17 protein-coding genes are annotated in these 13,928 nt (G+C 61.8%); 7 read left to right on the forward strand and 10 right to left on the reverse strand.

Features of this window, described 5'->3' with window-relative positions:
- The first annotated feature begins 36 nt into the window (after positions 1 to 36).
- The 5 genes from cgtA (at position 37) to ACXX81_RS02445 (ending at position 4,772) form a co-directional block, all read left to right on the forward strand.
- On the forward strand, positions 37 to 1,260 hold the full coding sequence (cgtA, locus tag ACXX81_RS02425; protein WP_003230855.1) for an Obg family GTPase CgtA: 1,224 nt from the start codon (positions 37 to 39) through the stop codon (positions 1,258 to 1,260).
- Positions 1,261 to 1,373: 113 nt separating this feature from the next.
- Entirely contained in the window at positions 1,374 to 2,492 is a 1,119-nt protein-coding gene (gene proB / locus ACXX81_RS02430; RefSeq protein WP_209990505.1) for a glutamate 5-kinase, read from the forward strand.
- Positions 2,493 to 2,507: 15 nt separating this feature from the next.
- Entirely contained in the window at positions 2,508 to 2,972 is a 465-nt protein-coding gene (locus tag ACXX81_RS02435; RefSeq protein WP_032869812.1) for a CreA family protein, read from the forward strand.
- A gap of 100 nt (positions 2,973 to 3,072) precedes the next feature.
- Entirely contained in the window at positions 3,073 to 3,555 is a 483-nt protein-coding gene (locus tag ACXX81_RS02440) for a glutathione peroxidase (RefSeq protein ID WP_458571151.1), read from the forward strand.
- A 113-nt stretch (positions 3,556 to 3,668) separates the two neighbouring features.
- Positions 3,669 to 4,772, forward strand: a complete 1,104-nt coding sequence (locus ACXX81_RS02445; protein WP_231423428.1) for an NADH:flavin oxidoreductase — start codon at positions 3,669 to 3,671, stop codon at positions 4,770 to 4,772.
- On the opposite strand, the gene ACXX81_RS02450 is transcribed toward ACXX81_RS02445, so the two are convergent.
- Positions 4,741 to 5,943, reverse strand: a complete 1,203-nt coding sequence (locus ACXX81_RS02450) for a glycosyltransferase family 4 protein (protein WP_209984740.1) — start codon at positions 5,941 to 5,943, stop codon at positions 4,741 to 4,743. The two genes, ACXX81_RS02445 and ACXX81_RS02450, sit on opposite strands and share 32 nt — an antisense overlap.
- Positions 5,944 to 5,997: 54 nt before the next feature.
- Positions 5,998 to 6,762: a sulfate transporter CysZ gene (gene cysZ / locus ACXX81_RS02455; RefSeq protein ID WP_209984738.1), complete on the reverse strand. Its 765-nt coding sequence runs from the start codon at positions 6,760 to 6,762 to the stop codon at positions 5,998 to 6,000.
- A 281-nt stretch (positions 6,763 to 7,043) separates the two neighbouring features.
- On the opposite strand from cysZ, the gene trxB reads away from it, so the two are divergent.
- The gene (gene trxB / locus ACXX81_RS02460) at positions 7,044 to 8,006 is read left to right on the forward strand and encodes a thioredoxin-disulfide reductase (RefSeq protein ID WP_209984735.1); all 963 of its coding nucleotides are present in this window, start codon (positions 7,044 to 7,046) and stop codon (positions 8,004 to 8,006) included.
- A 648-nt stretch (positions 8,007 to 8,654) separates the two neighbouring features.
- On the opposite strand, the gene ACXX81_RS02465 is transcribed toward trxB, so the two are convergent.
- Genes ACXX81_RS02465 through ACXX81_RS02490 form a run of 6 tightly spaced genes read right to left on the reverse strand, consistent with a single transcriptional unit; the run spans position 8,655 to position 11,582 of the window.
- Entirely contained in the window at positions 8,655 to 8,996 is a 342-nt protein-coding gene (locus ACXX81_RS02465; RefSeq protein ID WP_209984732.1) for a HopJ type III effector protein, read from the reverse strand.
- Positions 8,989 to 9,285, reverse strand: a complete 297-nt coding sequence (locus tag ACXX81_RS02470) for a DUF1244 domain-containing protein (RefSeq protein WP_057007330.1) — start codon at positions 9,283 to 9,285, stop codon at positions 8,989 to 8,991. The genes ACXX81_RS02465 and ACXX81_RS02470 overlap by 8 nt, the downstream gene beginning before the upstream one ends.
- A gap of 16 nt (positions 9,286 to 9,301) precedes the next feature.
- Positions 9,302 to 9,673 (reverse strand): dihydroneopterin triphosphate 2'-epimerase, encoded by a 372-nt coding sequence (gene folX / locus ACXX81_RS02475; protein ID WP_057007329.1) that lies wholly within the window; start codon positions 9,671 to 9,673, stop codon positions 9,302 to 9,304.
- A gap of 2 nt (positions 9,674 to 9,675) precedes the next feature.
- Positions 9,676 to 10,236, reverse strand: a complete 561-nt coding sequence (gene folE / locus ACXX81_RS02480) for a GTP cyclohydrolase I FolE (RefSeq protein WP_209984729.1) — start codon at positions 10,234 to 10,236, stop codon at positions 9,676 to 9,678.
- 20 nt (positions 10,237 to 10,256) lie between these two features.
- Positions 10,257 to 10,967, reverse strand: a complete 711-nt coding sequence (gene folM / locus ACXX81_RS02485; protein WP_458571152.1) for a dihydromonapterin reductase — start codon at positions 10,965 to 10,967, stop codon at positions 10,257 to 10,259.
- A 57-nt stretch (positions 10,968 to 11,024) separates the two neighbouring features.
- Positions 11,025 to 11,582 (reverse strand): putative antibiotic biosynthesis monooxygenase, encoded by a 558-nt coding sequence (locus ACXX81_RS02490; RefSeq protein WP_209984723.1) that lies wholly within the window; start codon positions 11,580 to 11,582, stop codon positions 11,025 to 11,027.
- Between the two features lie 213 nt (positions 11,583 to 11,795).
- Between ACXX81_RS02490 and ACXX81_RS02495 the strand changes: the two genes are divergently transcribed.
- Positions 11,796 to 12,755, forward strand: coding sequence for a MerR family transcriptional regulator (locus ACXX81_RS02495; protein ID WP_209984720.1), 960 nt, complete (start codon positions 11,796 to 11,798; stop codon positions 12,753 to 12,755).
- Between the two features lie 2 nt (positions 12,756 to 12,757).
- On the opposite strand, the gene ACXX81_RS02500 is transcribed toward ACXX81_RS02495, so the two are convergent.
- Both ACXX81_RS02500 and ACXX81_RS02505 read right to left on the reverse strand, forming a co-directional pair.
- Positions 12,758 to 13,363: a hypothetical protein gene (locus ACXX81_RS02500; protein WP_209984714.1), complete on the reverse strand. Its 606-nt coding sequence runs from the start codon at positions 13,361 to 13,363 to the stop codon at positions 12,758 to 12,760.
- Between the two features lie 58 nt (positions 13,364 to 13,421).
- A complete protein-coding gene (locus ACXX81_RS02505) occupies positions 13,422 to 13,889 on the reverse strand; it encodes a PAS domain-containing protein (protein WP_231423431.1) in 468 nt (155 codons plus the stop codon).
- Between the last annotated feature and the right edge of the window lie 39 nt (positions 13,890 to 13,928).

Below are 13,928 nucleotides of genomic sequence, written 5' to 3' on the forward strand. Positions count from 1 at the left end.
TCTTAAGCTCGTCCGTGCGGCGAGAGGCGTTTTGTTATGAAGTTCGTTGATGAAGTTTCCATCCGAGTAAAAGCAGGCGACGGCGGTAACGGTTGCATGAGTTTCCGTCGCGAAAAATTCATTGAAAACGGTGGCCCAAACGGCGGTGATGGCGGTGACGGCGGTTCCATCTACATGATGGCCGACGAAAACCTCAACACCCTGGTCGACTACCGTTACACCCGGCACTTCGATGCCGAGCGTGGCTCCAACGGCGGCAGCACCGACTGCACCGGTAAAAAAGGCGAAGACCTGGTACTGCGCGTTCCGGTCGGCACCACCATTATCGACTCGGCCACCCAGGAAGTGATTGGCGACCTGACCAAAGCCGGCCAGAAGCTGATGGTCGTGCAGGGCGGCTGGCACGGTCTGGGTAATACCCGATTCAAGTCCAGCACCAACCGTGCGCCGCGCCAGACCACGCCGGGCAAGCCGGGCGAGCAGCGCGACCTCAAGCTGGAAATGAAAGTACTGGCGGACGTGGGCCTGCTGGGCCTGCCGAATGCGGGCAAAAGTACCTTCATCCGCTCGGTCTCGGCCGCCAAGCCGAAAGTCGCCGACTACCCGTTCACCACCCTGGTGCCAAACCTGGGCGTGGTCAGCGTCGACCGCTGGAAGAGCTTTGTGATCGCCGACATCCCCGGCCTGATCGAAGGCGCTTCCGATGGCGCAGGCCTGGGCATTCGCTTCCTCAAGCATTTGTCGCGCACCCGGTTGCTGCTGCACCTCGTCGACATGGCGCCGCTGGATGAAACCAGTGCTGCGGATGCTGCCGAAGTGATCGTCAGCGAACTGACCAAGTTCAGCCCGGCGCTGGCCGAGCGTGATCGCTGGCTGGTGCTGAACAAGTGCGACCAGATCCTTGAAGAAGAGCACGAGGAGCGCGTCAAGGAAATCGTCGACCGCCTGGAATGGGAAGGTCCGGTCTACGTGATCTCGGCCATTGCCAAAGAAGGCACCGAGCGCCTGACCCGCGACATCATGCGCTACCTGGAAGACCGTGCCGACCGCCTGGCGGCCGATCCGGTGTTCAAGGCAGAGCTCGCCGAGCTCGATCAGCAGATCGAAGACGAAGCCCGCGCCCAGTTGCAGGCCCTGGACGACCAGCGTGCCCTGCGCCGCAGCGGCGTGAAGTCGGTCCATGACATCGGCGACGACGATTGGGACGAAGAAGACGTGGATGATGAGGACGGTCCGGAAATCATTTACGTGCGCGACTGATTCGTTGCGATAAACTTGAACGCCGCTCCTTATAGAGCGGCGTTTTAGTATCCGGGTATAACGTTATGGGCGGCGCTGGGTCGCGTGCAGCCCTCACTCTAAGGTTGAAGATGATGCGGAGCAAAGTGACAGGCGCGCAGCGCTGGGTCGTGAAGATCGGCAGTGCGCTGCTGACGGCGGATGGCAAGGGTCTGGATCGCGCAGCAATGAGCGTCTGGGTCGAGCAGATGGTGGCCTTGCATGAAGCGGGCGTGGAGTTGGTGCTGGTGTCCTCAGGCGCCGTTGCCGCCGGCATGAGCCGCCTTGGCTGGACCGCGCGACCCAGCGCGATGCACGAACTGCAAGCCGCCGCTGCCATCGGCCAGATGGGCCTGGTGCAGGCCTGGGAGTCGAGCTTTGCCGAGCACGGCCGTCATACGGCGCAGATCCTGCTGACCCACGACGACCTGTCCGACCGCAAGCGCTACCTCAACGCCCGCAGCACCTTGCGCGCGCTGGTGGAGCTCAAGGTAATCCCGGTGATCAACGAGAACGACACGGTAGTCACCGACGAAATCCGTTTCGGCGACAACGACACGTTGGCCGCGCTGGTCGCCAACCTGGTCGAAGCTGACCTGCTGGTGATCCTGACCGACCGCGACGGCATGTTCGACGCCGACCCGCGCAACAACCCTGACGCGCAGCTTATTTATGAAGCGCGCGCGGACGACCCCGCGCTGGACGCGGTTGCCGGCAGCGTCGGCGGCGCACTGGGCCGTGGCGGCATGCAGACCAAGCTGCGCGCCGCACGCCTGGCGGCGCGTTCCGGTGCCCACACCATCATCGTTGGCGGGCGCCTCGAACGCGTGCTGGATCGCCTCAAGGCGGGCGAGCGCATCGGCACGCTGCTGTCGCCGGAGCGCGGCATGCTGGCAGCGCGCAAGCAGTGGCTGGCGGGGCATTTGCAAACCCGTGGCACCCTGGTGCTGGACGCCGGTGCGGTCTCGGCGTTGTCCCAGGGCAACAAGAGCCTGCTGCCGGTGGGCGTCAAACGGGTGCAGGGCAGCTTCCGCCGTGGCGAGATGGTGGTGTGTGTCGCGCCTGACGGTCGCGAAATTGCTCGCGGGCTGGCCAACTACAGTGCCCTGGAAGCGCAGAAGATTATTGGACAATCGTCCGACGCCATTGTCGGATTATTGGGTTACATGGCCGAACCGGAACTGGTTCACCGCGACAACCTGATCCTGGTTTAACCAAAGGAATACACGATGCGTTTAATGAAGTGCGTACTCGGCTTGTTGTTGCTCACACCGCTGGTGGCCTCAGCCGAAGAAATCGCCCAGGTGTCGACGGTGTTCAAGTTTGTCGGCCCCAACGACCGTATCGTTGTCGAAGCCTTTGACGACCCCAAGGTCGACGGCGTGACCTGCTACCTGTCCCGCGCCAAGACCGGCGGCGTGAAGGGCGGCCTGGGCCTGGCCGAAGACCGCGCCGAAGCCTCGATCGCCTGCCGTCAAGTCGGCCCGATCCACTTCAAGGGCGATCTCAAGGATGGCGACGAGGTGTTCAAGGAACGCACCTCGCTGGTGTTCAAGACCATGCAGGTGGTGCGCTTCCTCGACAAGAAGCGCAATACCCTGGTGTACCTGGTCTACAGCGACCGCCTGATCGAGGGCAGCCCGCAGAATGCGGTCACTGCGATTCCGATTCTGCCGTGGCCGACCGCTCAGTAACCGGCGGGCGAGTTTTGTCAGCGGTGTCTATGATTGCAGGCTCGCGGTCTGTAATCTCGAACCTGTGCAACGCAAAGAACATGGATATCTGGAGTTCGTCATGAGTGCTTTCCACGACCTGAAACTCAAAGCTTTGGACGGTCAAGAACTGCCGCTGGCACCCTTCAAGGGGCAGGTGGTGCTGGTGGTCAACGTGGCCTCCAAATGTGGTTTGACCCCGCAGTATGCGGCGCTGGAAAAACTTTATCAGCAGTACAAGGACCTCGGGTTCACCGTGCTGGGCCTGCCGTGCAATCAGTTTGCGGGGCAGGAACCGGGCACCGACGAAGAAATCATCCAGTTCTGCAGCCTGAACTACGGCGTTACGTTTCCCCTGGGCAGCAAACTCGACGTGAACGGCCCCGAGCGTCACCAGTTGTATCGCTTGCTGGCGGGCGAGGGCGCCGAGTTTCCTGGGGATATCACCTGGAATTTCGAGAAATTCCTGTTGGGCAAAGATGGGCGCGTGCTGGCGCGTTTCTCGCCGCGTACCCCGCCGGAAGACCCGGCAATCGTCCAGGCCATCGAAAAAGCCCTGAGCTGAGTCACAGACTCCGCTCACTTCTGGCCCTCAATCACTCAGATCAATAGTGCTGTGCGGCGCACGCTCCGGACCATATTATCCACGTCATAAACCCTGCTTTCGTGGAGTGTCCCGTGCCTGTCCAAGCCCTGTTCAAACCCTTCCAACTCGGTACTCTGCAACTGTCGACCCGCGTGGTCATGGCGCCCATGACCCGTTCCTTTTCGCCGGGCGGCGTACCCAACGCCAAGGTTATCGAGTACTACCGTCGCCGCGCTGCTGCCGGCGTGGGCCTGATCATCACCGAAGGCACCGTGGTCGGTCATGTGGCCTCCAATGGCTACCCCAACGTCCCGCATTTTTACGGCGAAGCCGCCCTGGCCGGCTGGAAGCAGGTGGTCGACGCGGTACATGCCGAAGGCGGCAAGATCGTCCCGCAGCTGTGGCACGTGGGCAGTGTGCGCCGTCTCGGCACCGAGCCTGACGCCAGCGTGCCGGCTTACGGCCCGATGGAAAAACTCAAGGATGGCACGGTGGTCGTCCACGGCATGACCGTTCAGGACATCAAGGACGTGATCGACGCCTTCGCTCAGGCCGCCAGGGATGCTCAGCGCATCGGCATGGATGGCGTGGAGATCCACGGCGCTCATGGTTATCTGGTCGACCAGTTCTTCTGGGAAGGCAGCAACCAGCGTACCGACGACTACGGCGGCAGCCTGGCCAACCGTTCGCGGTTTGCCATCGAGTTGATCCAGGCCACCCGCGCCGCCGTGGGCCCGGATTTCCCGATCATCTTCCGGTTCTCCCAGTGGAAGCAGCAGGACTACACCGCGCGGCTGGTGCAAACCCCCGAGGCGCTGGGTGAATTCCTCAAGCCGTTGTCCGACGCCGGCGTGGATATTTTCCACTGCTCCACCCGTCGCTTCTGGGAGCCGGAGTTCGAAGGCTCCGACCTCAACCTGGCTGGCTGGACCCGTCAGCTCACCGGCAAGCCGACCATCACCGTGGGCAGCGTCGGCCTGGATGGCGAGTTCCTGCAGTTCATGGTCAACACTGACAAGGTCGCACAGCCGGCCAGCCTGGAAAAATTGCTCGAGCGCCTGAACAACGACGAGTTCGACCTGGTGGCCGTGGGCCGCGCCCTGCTGGTGGACCCGGAGTGGGCGGTGAAGGTGCGTGAAGGGCGTGAGGGCGATATTTTGCCGTTCAGTCGTGAGGCGTTGACGACCCTGGTGTAAAGGGCGTGAGGACCGGCAACGGGTGCGGGTCCTTGCACACGCCGCGCAGTTGACGCTCGAACTGCTCGATAATCGCCGTCCACCCCTGGCGGCTCGCATGCTGGCGCGCGTTCAGGCGTGCCCTGCGCAAGGTCTCGCGCTCCTCCAGCAGCCAGATGGCTGCATCGCAAAACGCGCCCTCATCGCCAGGCATGGCCAGCACGCCGTTGTAGCCATGGCGAATATGCTGGGTGGCCGCGGCCTGGTCATACGCGACCACACCAAGCCCCGAGGCCATGGCTTCCAGCACCACATTGCCGAAGGTCTCGGTCAGGCTGGGAAACAGGAACAGATCGCCTGAGGCGTAATGGCGCGCCAGTTCTTCGCCTCGCCGGGTGCCGCAGAACACGGCGTCGGGCAGGTCGCGCTCCAGTACCGCGCGTTGCGGACCGTCACCCACGATGATCAGCTTCATGCGCCGGGTCGGGTAGCTGTCCTGCAGCCCCTCAAAGCAGCGCTTGAGCAGCCCGAGATTTTTCTCCGGAGCCAGGCGCCCCACGTGCAGCACGGCGATGTCGTCGCTCTCCAGGCCCCAGCTCTCACGCAGCGTGCAGTCCCGTTTGGCGGGATGGAACAGTTGGCTGTCGACCCCACGCGACAACATCCCCAGACGTTCGAAATGCCGGCGCTCCAGCTCCAGGCGCTGGCTGGCGCTGGGCACCAGGGTCAGGCTCGAGCGGTTATGAAACCAGCGCAGGTAATGCGTAACCATACGGCTCAGCAGGCTCAACCCGTAGCGGTTGGTGTATTGCTGAAAATTGGTGTGAAAGCCGCTCACCACGCTGATGCCCAACCTGCGCGCCGCGCGCAAGGCCGAGAGCCCCAGTGGGCCCTCAGTGGCGATGTACAGCACGTCCGGGCGTTGGCGCGTCCAGCGTCGCAACAGCTTGTGCATCGACGACTGGCCCCATTGCAGGCCGGGGTAGCCTGGCAGCGGCCAGCCGCGGCACAGCAGCAGTTCGTCGTCGCTGGGTCGGCACTGGTCGACGCCCTGGCGCGGGCGAACCAGTTCGACCACGTGGCCACGGGCGCGCAAACCGTCGCACAGACGGCCAAGGGTATTGGCCACCCCGTTGATTTCCGGCGGGAAGGTTTCGGTGATCAGAGTGATGTGGAGCGAGGCTGTCGTCATGACCCACAGTGTCGCTGTGGGCCATGTCGTCAATGTGTCGCGCGGATGATGGATTTATGACCGAGTGATCTGCTGCGCCGCCATCGCCTCGGCCCCTTGCTCGCGCACCCAGAACAGCGTCGCGCCGGCCACCGCCGCCGGCATCATCAGCAGGTTCACCACCGGCACCAGCAGCACCAGATAGACGACCCCGCCAAAACTCATGCTCTGCCAGCGCTTCTGGCGCAGCCAGGCGAGCATTTCGTTCCAGCCCAGCTTGTGGTTGTCGGCCGGGTAGTCGATGTACTGGATCGCCATCATCCACACGCCGAACAGCAGCCACAGCGGCGCTGCGATCAGGTTGACCACCGGAATGAATGACAGGATAAACAGCCCGATGGCGCGGGGCAGGAAATAGCCCAGCTTGCGCATTTCCCGGGCCAGGGTGCGCGGGACCATAGCGATCAACTCGCCCCAGCTGAATGCCGGGAAGTCATCGGTGCCGCGTACCACCACTTCGACCTTTTCCGACAGAAACCCGTTGAACGGCGCTGCGATGATATTGGCGAGCATGGTGAAGGTGAAAAACACCATCAGCACCACCAGCACCACGAACAGCGGCCACAACAGGTAATTCAGAAAGCTCAGCCAGCCGGGCAGCGTTGGCATCAGGTGATCGACCCACAGGCTGAACTGATGGCCGGCGAAATAGATCAAGCCGACGAACAGCACCAGGTTGATCGCCAGCGGCAGCAGCACGAACAGGCGCAGGCCTGGGCTCAATACCAGTTTGAGGCCTTCGCGCAGGTATTGCGGGCCGGAAAGAACAGGAGCGGGCATGGTGAACTCCGAGCAGGATGACGAACGCGCCGACCTTACCGACTTTGCACTCAAGTCGAAAGCGGCAACATCAGCAGTTACAAAGCCGTCGATGAGTCAAGTCGACTGCATAGAGACCACCTATGAGCTGGATTGTTAATGCGTATTTCCTTAATCTTGCCCCCCTCTATACGCTGCACCCATCATTTTCAGGATCTGCGAGTTCAAGCCTTCCCCAAGTGCTTCGCAGTCCTTTTTTATTCCAGCCGTCCTGTTCTGCGGGCGGTCGACAGGAGTGAGTCATGTCTGATACCCGTCATTCGCGAGTGATTATTCTCGGTTCCGGCCCTGCCGGTTACAGCGCAGCCGTCTACGCTGCCCGAGCCAACCTCAAGCCGCTGCTGATCACCGGCATGCAGGCGGGCGGTCAACTGACCACCACCACCGAAGTCGACAACTGGCCGGGTGACGTGCACGGCCTGACCGGCCCGGCGCTGATGGAACGCATGAAGGAGCACGCCGAGCGCTTTGAAACCGAGATCGTGTTCGACCACATCAACAAAGTCGACTTCTCCAAGAAGCCTTACAGCCTGACCGGCGACAGCGGCGTGTACACCTGTGACGCGCTGATCATCGCCACCGGCGCCAGCGCCCGTTACCTGGGCCTGCCGTCGGAAGAAGCGTTCATGGGCAAAGGCGTGTCCGCCTGCGCCACCTGCGACGGTTTCTTCTACCGCAACAAGCCGGTCGCCGTGGTCGGTGGTGGCAACACCGCCGTGGAAGAAGCGCTGTACCTGGCCAACATCGCCAGCACCGTGACCCTGGTGCACCGTCGCGAGACCTTCCGCGCCGAGAAGATCCTGATCGACAAGCTGCACGCGCGTGTTGCCGAAGGCAAGATCATCCTCAAGCTCAACGCCACCCTGGACGAAGTCCTGGGCGACAACATGGGCGTGACCGGTGCTCGCCTGAAGAACAACGACGGCAGCTTCGACGAGTTGAAAGTCGACGGCGTGTTCATCGCCATCGGCCACACCCCGAACACCTCGCTGTTCGAAGGCGTGCTGGACGCCAAGGACGGTTACCTGGTGGTGCAGGGCGGCCGTGAAGGCAACGCGACAGCCACCAACATCGACGGCATCTTCGCCGCCGGTGACGTGGCCGACCACGTCTACCGCCAGGCCATTACCTCGGCCGGCGCCGGCTGCATGGCGGCCCTGGACGCCGAGCGCTACCTCGATGGGTTGAAGGACGCGTCGTTCTAAACCTGTTGAACTGAAAAAACCGGCTGAGAGGCCGGTTTTTTTATGCCCAATCTAAATCACACCGCAAGACAAATGTGGGAGGGGGCAAGCCCTAATGCCGTTCAGTTAAGCCAGCGTGATGCTCGAAGCAACGAGCGGTGCGACTTTTCGGTGTACCTATCGGTTTGTGCGGTAACGGCGGCTTAGGGTTCCGCCCTTACGGCGGCTCACTTTTGAAAAGCGCAAAAGTAAGCAAAACGCTCTTGCCCCAACACTCGGCACCTCGCCCAGGCTCGGTGTGCCCTCACTCAGGCTTTGGAGCGTGGGCCGCCGCGATGGGCCATCCTTGGCCCAGCGCGGCTAACCCGGCGTCCTGCCGGGTTACCCACGCTCCAAAATCTGCGTTCGGCCAGCGTGTTTGACGGGGCGCTTCCAGATCAAAAGCAAAAGCAAAAGCGTGGCGGCCTGAGAGCCGACCGAAATGTCTGCCGAACGCTGTACAAAATGTGGGAGGGGGCTTGCTCCCGATGGCGTCGGCCCAGCAAACATTGATGTTGAAGACCCACCGCTTTCGCGGGCAAGTCGAATCGTCGCACCGCCGTTCCCACAGGGGAGCGGCGCTTAACTGACTGGCATTAGGGCAAGCCCCCTCCCACATGTTGATCTATGTCAGGATTTGCGGGTCAGGGGCTGCGCGGTGAACTTCACCCCGGCCAGGCCATGCTCGATCAACGCCCGGATATTGCCATGGTCACTGCCCTCCGGCGTCGCCATCACCGACCGGTAATGCTCCCCAAACGCCAGCAATGCTTGCTGGTCGCTCAACCCTTCCAGCAACGCCAAACCCAAGGTCTTGCACGAACCTTCGTTCTGGCCGGCCGCATTTTCCACGTTGCCATTGGTGAAGGCTTGCGGCTGGTAGTCGTAACCGGCGGCGATAAACGCCAGGGTGTCGGCAAACAGGTGTTCGCCGCTGTTGAGGCTGGCGCGCAGGGTGTTCAGGTCAGTCATGGGTTTTTCCTTTGGCAAACGCGGCCTGCTGGTCGGCGCTGGCTTCTTGCTGGTACTGGGCTTTCCACTCGGCGTAGGGCATGCCGTACACCACTTCCCGGGCGTCATCCAGGCTCAGTTCGATCTGGCGCTCGTCGGCCTCGGCCTTGTACCACTTGGACAAGCAGTTACGGCAGAAGCCCGACAGGTTCATCAGGTCGATGTTCTGTACATCCTTGCGGCTGTCCAGGTGCGCCACCAGCCGGCGAAAGGCGGCGGCTTCGAGTTCGAGGCGTTGTTGGTCGTTCATAGGGCTCACTTCACTGTCAGCGGCTGGCCGCCAGGGTAATCGACACCGATTCGGCAAAGCGCAGCGCATGGGGCTTGTCCACTTCGACTTCGGCATACAGGACGGATTCATTGCCCATCACCAGGTCCAGCAGTTCCTGGGTGAGGCGTTCGAGCAAGGCAAAGCGGTTGCCTTCCACATGAGCAATGATCGCTTTGGTGATGGTGCGGTAGTTCAGGGCGTGGTCGATATCGTTGTCGCGCACGGCTGCCTGGGCGGCATACAGGATGGTCAGGTTGATCAGCACGTCCTGCTTGTTGAGGATTTCTTCCTCGTTGATGCCGATAAAGGTACGCAGGCACAGGTCCTTGACCCGGATGCGCGCCATGCCTGGTTGAAGTTGTGGCATTGCTACTTGCTCCGTCCAATCAGTTGCAGGAACTCCATGCGCGTGGTGCTCGACTCGCGAAACGCGCCGAGCATCACCGAAGTGTTCATGGTTGAATTCTGTTTTTCCACGCCGCGCATCATCATGCACATGTGCCGGGCCTCGATCACCACGGCCACGCCGGCGGCCTGGGTTACGCTCTGGATGGCATCGGCGATTTGCCGCGTGAGGTTCTCCTGAATCTGCAGGCGCCGGGCGAACATGTCGACGATGCGCGCCAGCTTCGACAGGCCCAGCACCTTGCCGGTCGGAATATAGGCCACATGGGCCTTGCCGATAAAGGGCAGCAGGTGGTGCTCGCACAGCGAATACAGCTCGATGTCCTTGAGGATCACCATCTCATCGTTGTCGGACGCGAACAACGCACCGTTGACGATGGTTTCCAGGTTCTGCTCGTAGCCATGACACAGGTATTGCATGGCCTTGGCGGCGCGCTTGGGGGTGTCGAGCAGGCCTTCGCGTTCCGGGTCTTCACCCAGGCCCTTGAGGATCTCGCGATAGTGGTGGGGCAGGGATACAGTCATACAACATCCTCAAAAACGGCTTACTTGATATGCCGCCCACCGTTGACGGTCAGGGTGGTTCCAGTGACATAGGGGTTGTCCAGCAGGTAACGCACACTCTGGTAGATCACGTCGGGCCCGGGCTCGATGCCCAGGGCCGACTTGGCCAGGACTTTGTCGCGGTAAGCGGCATCGTCGCCCTCGTTGAACAACACCATCGCCGGCGCAATGCCGTTGACCTTGATCAGCGGCGCGAACTGCGCCGCAAACGACAGCGTGAGGCTGTCGAGCCCGGCCTTGGTGGCGCAATAGGCGATGTGCCGGTGGCTGCCCTTGCGTACCACGTCATCGCTGATATGCACGATATCGGCAGGTGTCGAGCGGTGCAGCAAGGTTGAACAATGCAGGTTGATCAGATACGGCGCAAGCATGTGCACACTGAACATGTCGGTAAACGCGCGGCTTTCGTCGCCCGGCGTTGGCGCGACCCAGGTCGAGGCGTTGTGGATGATTGCACGCAGGCAGTCGGTATGGGTTTTCAGCTCGGTGATAAACGCAAGAATCCCGGCCTCGCTGGAGAAGTCGGCAAACAGGCCTGTGGCACCGCGCTCGCGCAACGCGTGCACACCCGGGCGCTCGCTGCGGTAGCTGAAAATCACCGGCTGACCCGCGTCCAGCAGGCGCTCGGCACAATGCAGGCCGACGCGCTGGGCAGCGCCGGTGATCAGGATCGGGGCAAGGGGTGCGGTCATGGGAGGCTCAGGTCGCGGGCAGGTTGAAACTATACCAGCGACCGGCCTTCCCTGTACTCAGGCCGGAGCTTGCGTGGCCTTGGACGGCGGCGATGGGTGGAGCCAGTTGGCCAGCAGGTGGGTCGACAGAGGAATGAACCAGAACACCATCAACGGCGTAAGCGCCAGGGTGCTGATCAGAATGCGCGGGACCAGATCCAGCTCGCCCAGCAGCGGCCCCAGGCCAAAGTTGAACAGCAGCGACACCGGGAAAAACGCCAGCCAGATCGCCACCGCCTGTTTCCAGCGCGGCGGTCGCGCGCCCGCTGCGCCAAACCAGCCATCGATGCCGCGCACGCGGTGTTCGGACGGGTCGGCAAACAGCTCGCTGCCACGGCTCAGCCACGCACTGCGCGAGGCGGAAAACTCCCAGGCGTGCAGGGTGGTTTCATCGGCGAAGCGGAAGATGATCTGAAATTCATCGTCATGGGGCGGCGGGGCCAGTACGCCGGAGCCCAGGTAACCGGGGAAGTCCGTGGCCAGTTGCTCGCCTTCGCGCAGCCAGGCCATCAGTTCTTCATAGCGCCCTTTGGCCACACGGCGCGCAACCATCAAGGTGACGGGTGAGGTAGACATTGTGTATCTCCGAATGTACGGGTGCGCTGAACCGGGTAGGTGGCGCACAAACGAAGCTGCGGGGTGTTGCAGCTCTGTTGAAAAGGCAGGCAAGGATTATTCCTGTTTTGCGCGAATACACCAGCGACATTGGTCCGATAGGCACGGTCCTTGAAAAACCACGGTATAAAAGCGTTAAATGGGATCCAATTTCACGTACGTCGTGGCCGCCTGATGTCCGAAACCATTGCTCCTGTTCACGAAATCGCCCCGGTTGCCGACTCCGTTTCCGACCAGCTGTTTCCGATTCGTGAAGTCTCCAGGTTGACCGGCGTCAACCCCGTTACCCTGCGTGCCTGGGAGCGGCGCTATGCGCTGATCCAGCCCACACGCACCGAAAGTGGGCATCGTCTGTACTCCAGGGCGGATATCGACACGGTCAATCGCATCCTCGACTGGATCGAACGCGGCCTGGCCGTCAGCAAGGTCGCGAAGATCATCGCCCGTGATGACCAGCAGGCCGTGGTGGTGCGCGCTGAGCGAAACCCGGTCGAAGAGGGAGAATGGCCGAGTTGGCAGGCGCAGTTGATGCTTGCGATCAGCGCTTTTGACGATGCCCAGTTGGACACCCTCTACGGCCGGATTTTTGCGACTTACCCGGCCAGCGTAGCGTTCCAAGGCATCCTGATGCCGCTGTGGAGCGACCTGTTGCGCCATCAAGGCCGCTTCGGCCAGGCCAGTGAATGGTTGTTCTTCGATAACTTTCTGCGTGCCAGTACCTCAAAACGCTTGCGACTGGCCTGCGCTTCTCCGGCGCCGCGTGTGTTGCTGGCGGCCATTGCCGGAGAGTGTCGTGAGCTGGAATTGTTGGTGGCAGGGGTCTTGATGAGCAGCGATCAGCTCTCGGTCAAGGTGCTGGGCGTGGGCCAGCCGTTCGATGAGTTGACGCTGGTGTGCGAAAAGACCCGACCGCGCGCACTGGTGTTGTTTTCCAATCACGCGCCTGGCAGCGAATTGCCGCTGCGCCTCAAACGCCTGGCGCTGACCCTGGACTGCCCGTTGCTGCTGGCCGGAGACGCGTCGGACCTGGCCCGCGAAGGCCTGGTGGATTCCACCATCGGCTGCCTGGGCAATGACGGTAAGTTGATGCAGGCTCGCTTGCAGCAGTTTATCGGCGCGAAGCTGGATGCCTGAATTCAGGCGTGCATATGCGGGTGCACCCGGCGGTGTTCGTGCAGGATGAACTGGCGCAGGCGCTCGGTTTCATCCGCATCACCCTGGCTGAGGCGGTAGGCGAACAGGCCCCGCGCCGTCTCCCGCTCGAACGCACCGCGCAGCGAAATTCGCTCGTAGCCCGATGGGCTGAACCACAGCGAAAAACTCTTGGGCGGCTTGACCCGGCCACGCATCTCCACCAGCACGCCCTTGAATGACACCTGATGCACCCACAGTGCGCCGGGGGTGCCGCGGATGTTTTCCAGCGCCACCGGTGTATCCAGCGCCAGGCGCCACGGGCGGATCATCGGCCCGTCTTCGAAGATGCTCGGCACCCCGACTCGCAAATGCACCGCATTGAACTCATCCTCCTCCAGATGCAGCGGGAACGTGAGTTGCTGGTTGTCGAATTGCGCCTGCAGCGTGACGTGATCGTGAGCCGCCAGCCGGGTGAGCAGGTCGCGCAATTGCGCACCGCCATTGACCGTCAGGCTCGACGATGCATCCCTTAGATTGAGCTGGGGGTTGTGCTGCATGTTCTGAATGAAATCCAACTCATCCTGAGTCAGAAGCGCTTCGCGTGACATTGATCGGGCTCAATGAGGAAGAGTAAGGGGCGATTATCCATTCTAATGCCGACGTTTTCTAAACTTTATTCGATCCGGCCGCCGCCTTCAGCGCTGCGAGCTCAGCCTTGACCCCGGCCAGTTCCGCTTCAAGCTGCGCGACGCGCTGCTGAGCCTTGACCTGCAGCGTGACGTCCTTTTGCACACCGATGAAATACGTCAGCTTGTCGGCCTCGTTATACAGGGTAGAAAGCGACAGCTCATTCCAGAACAGCGTGCCGTCCTTGCGGTAGTTGCGCAGGATTTCGCGGCAGGGGCTGCCTTCTTGCATGGCTTTGCGGACTGCTATCAGGCCCGGCTGGTCGCGGTCACCGGTCTGCAGGAAGCGGCAGTCCTGATAGAGGATTTCATCGAGGGTGTAGCCGGTCAGACGCTCGAACGCCGGGTTGACGTAGATCACCGGCGTCTCTCGGCCTTCCCGTTCGGCGACCACGATGCCGTCGTTGGAAGCGTTGATCACCATTTGCATCAGGTTGGGGTTAATCATTAAGCGGTCCAAAGCGTGTTTTCAAAGGGCAGTTTATGG

This window comes from Pseudomonas sp. GNP013, from assembly GCF_054343995.1.

Coding starts and splice junctions, on each gene's coding strand:
- folE (WP_209984729.1), bottom strand. CDS start 10,236: ATGACTGTATCCCTGCCCCACCACTATCGCGAGATCCTCAAGGGCCTG.
- trxB (WP_209984735.1), top strand. CDS start 7,044: ATGTCTGATACCCGTCATTCGCGAGTGATTATTCTCGGTTCCGGCCCT.
- ACXX81_RS02495 (WP_209984720.1), top strand. CDS start 11,796: ATGTCCGAAACCATTGCTCCTGTTCACGAAATCGCCCCGGTTGCCGAC.
- ACXX81_RS02435 (WP_032869812.1), top strand. CDS start 2,508: ATGCGTTTAATGAAGTGCGTACTCGGCTTGTTGTTGCTCACACCGCTG.
- cgtA (WP_003230855.1), top strand. CDS start 37: ATGAAGTTCGTTGATGAAGTTTCCATCCGAGTAAAAGCAGGCGACGGC.
- ACXX81_RS02440 (WP_458571151.1), top strand. CDS start 3,073: ATGAGTGCTTTCCACGACCTGAAACTCAAAGCTTTGGACGGTCAAGAA.
- ACXX81_RS02500 (WP_209984714.1), bottom strand. CDS start 13,363: ATGTCACGCGAAGCGCTTCTGACTCAGGATGAGTTGGATTTCATTCAG.
- ACXX81_RS02450 (WP_209984740.1), bottom strand. CDS start 5,943: ATGACGACAGCCTCGCTCCACATCACTCTGATCACCGAAACCTTCCCG.
- ACXX81_RS02490 (WP_209984723.1), bottom strand. CDS start 11,582: ATGTCTACCTCACCCGTCACCTTGATGGTTGCGCGCCGTGTGGCCAAA.
- cysZ (WP_209984738.1), bottom strand. CDS start 6,762: ATGCCCGCTCCTGTTCTTTCCGGCCCGCAATACCTGCGCGAAGGCCTC.
- ACXX81_RS02465 (WP_209984732.1), bottom strand. CDS start 8,996: ATGACTGACCTGAACACCCTGCGCGCCAGCCTCAACAGCGGCGAACAC.
- folM (WP_458571152.1), bottom strand. CDS start 10,967: ATGACCGCACCCCTTGCCCCGATCCTGATCACCGGCGCTGCCCAGCGC.
- folX (WP_057007329.1), bottom strand. CDS start 9,673: ATGCCACAACTTCAACCAGGCATGGCGCGCATCCGGGTCAAGGACCTG.
- proB (WP_209990505.1), top strand. CDS start 1,374: ATGCGGAGCAAAGTGACAGGCGCGCAGCGCTGGGTCGTGAAGATCGGC.
- ACXX81_RS02470 (WP_057007330.1), bottom strand. CDS start 9,285: ATGAACGACCAACAACGCCTCGAACTCGAAGCCGCCGCCTTTCGCCGG.
- ACXX81_RS02505 (WP_231423431.1), bottom strand. CDS start 13,889: ATGATTAACCCCAACCTGATGCAAATGGTGATCAACGCTTCCAACGAC.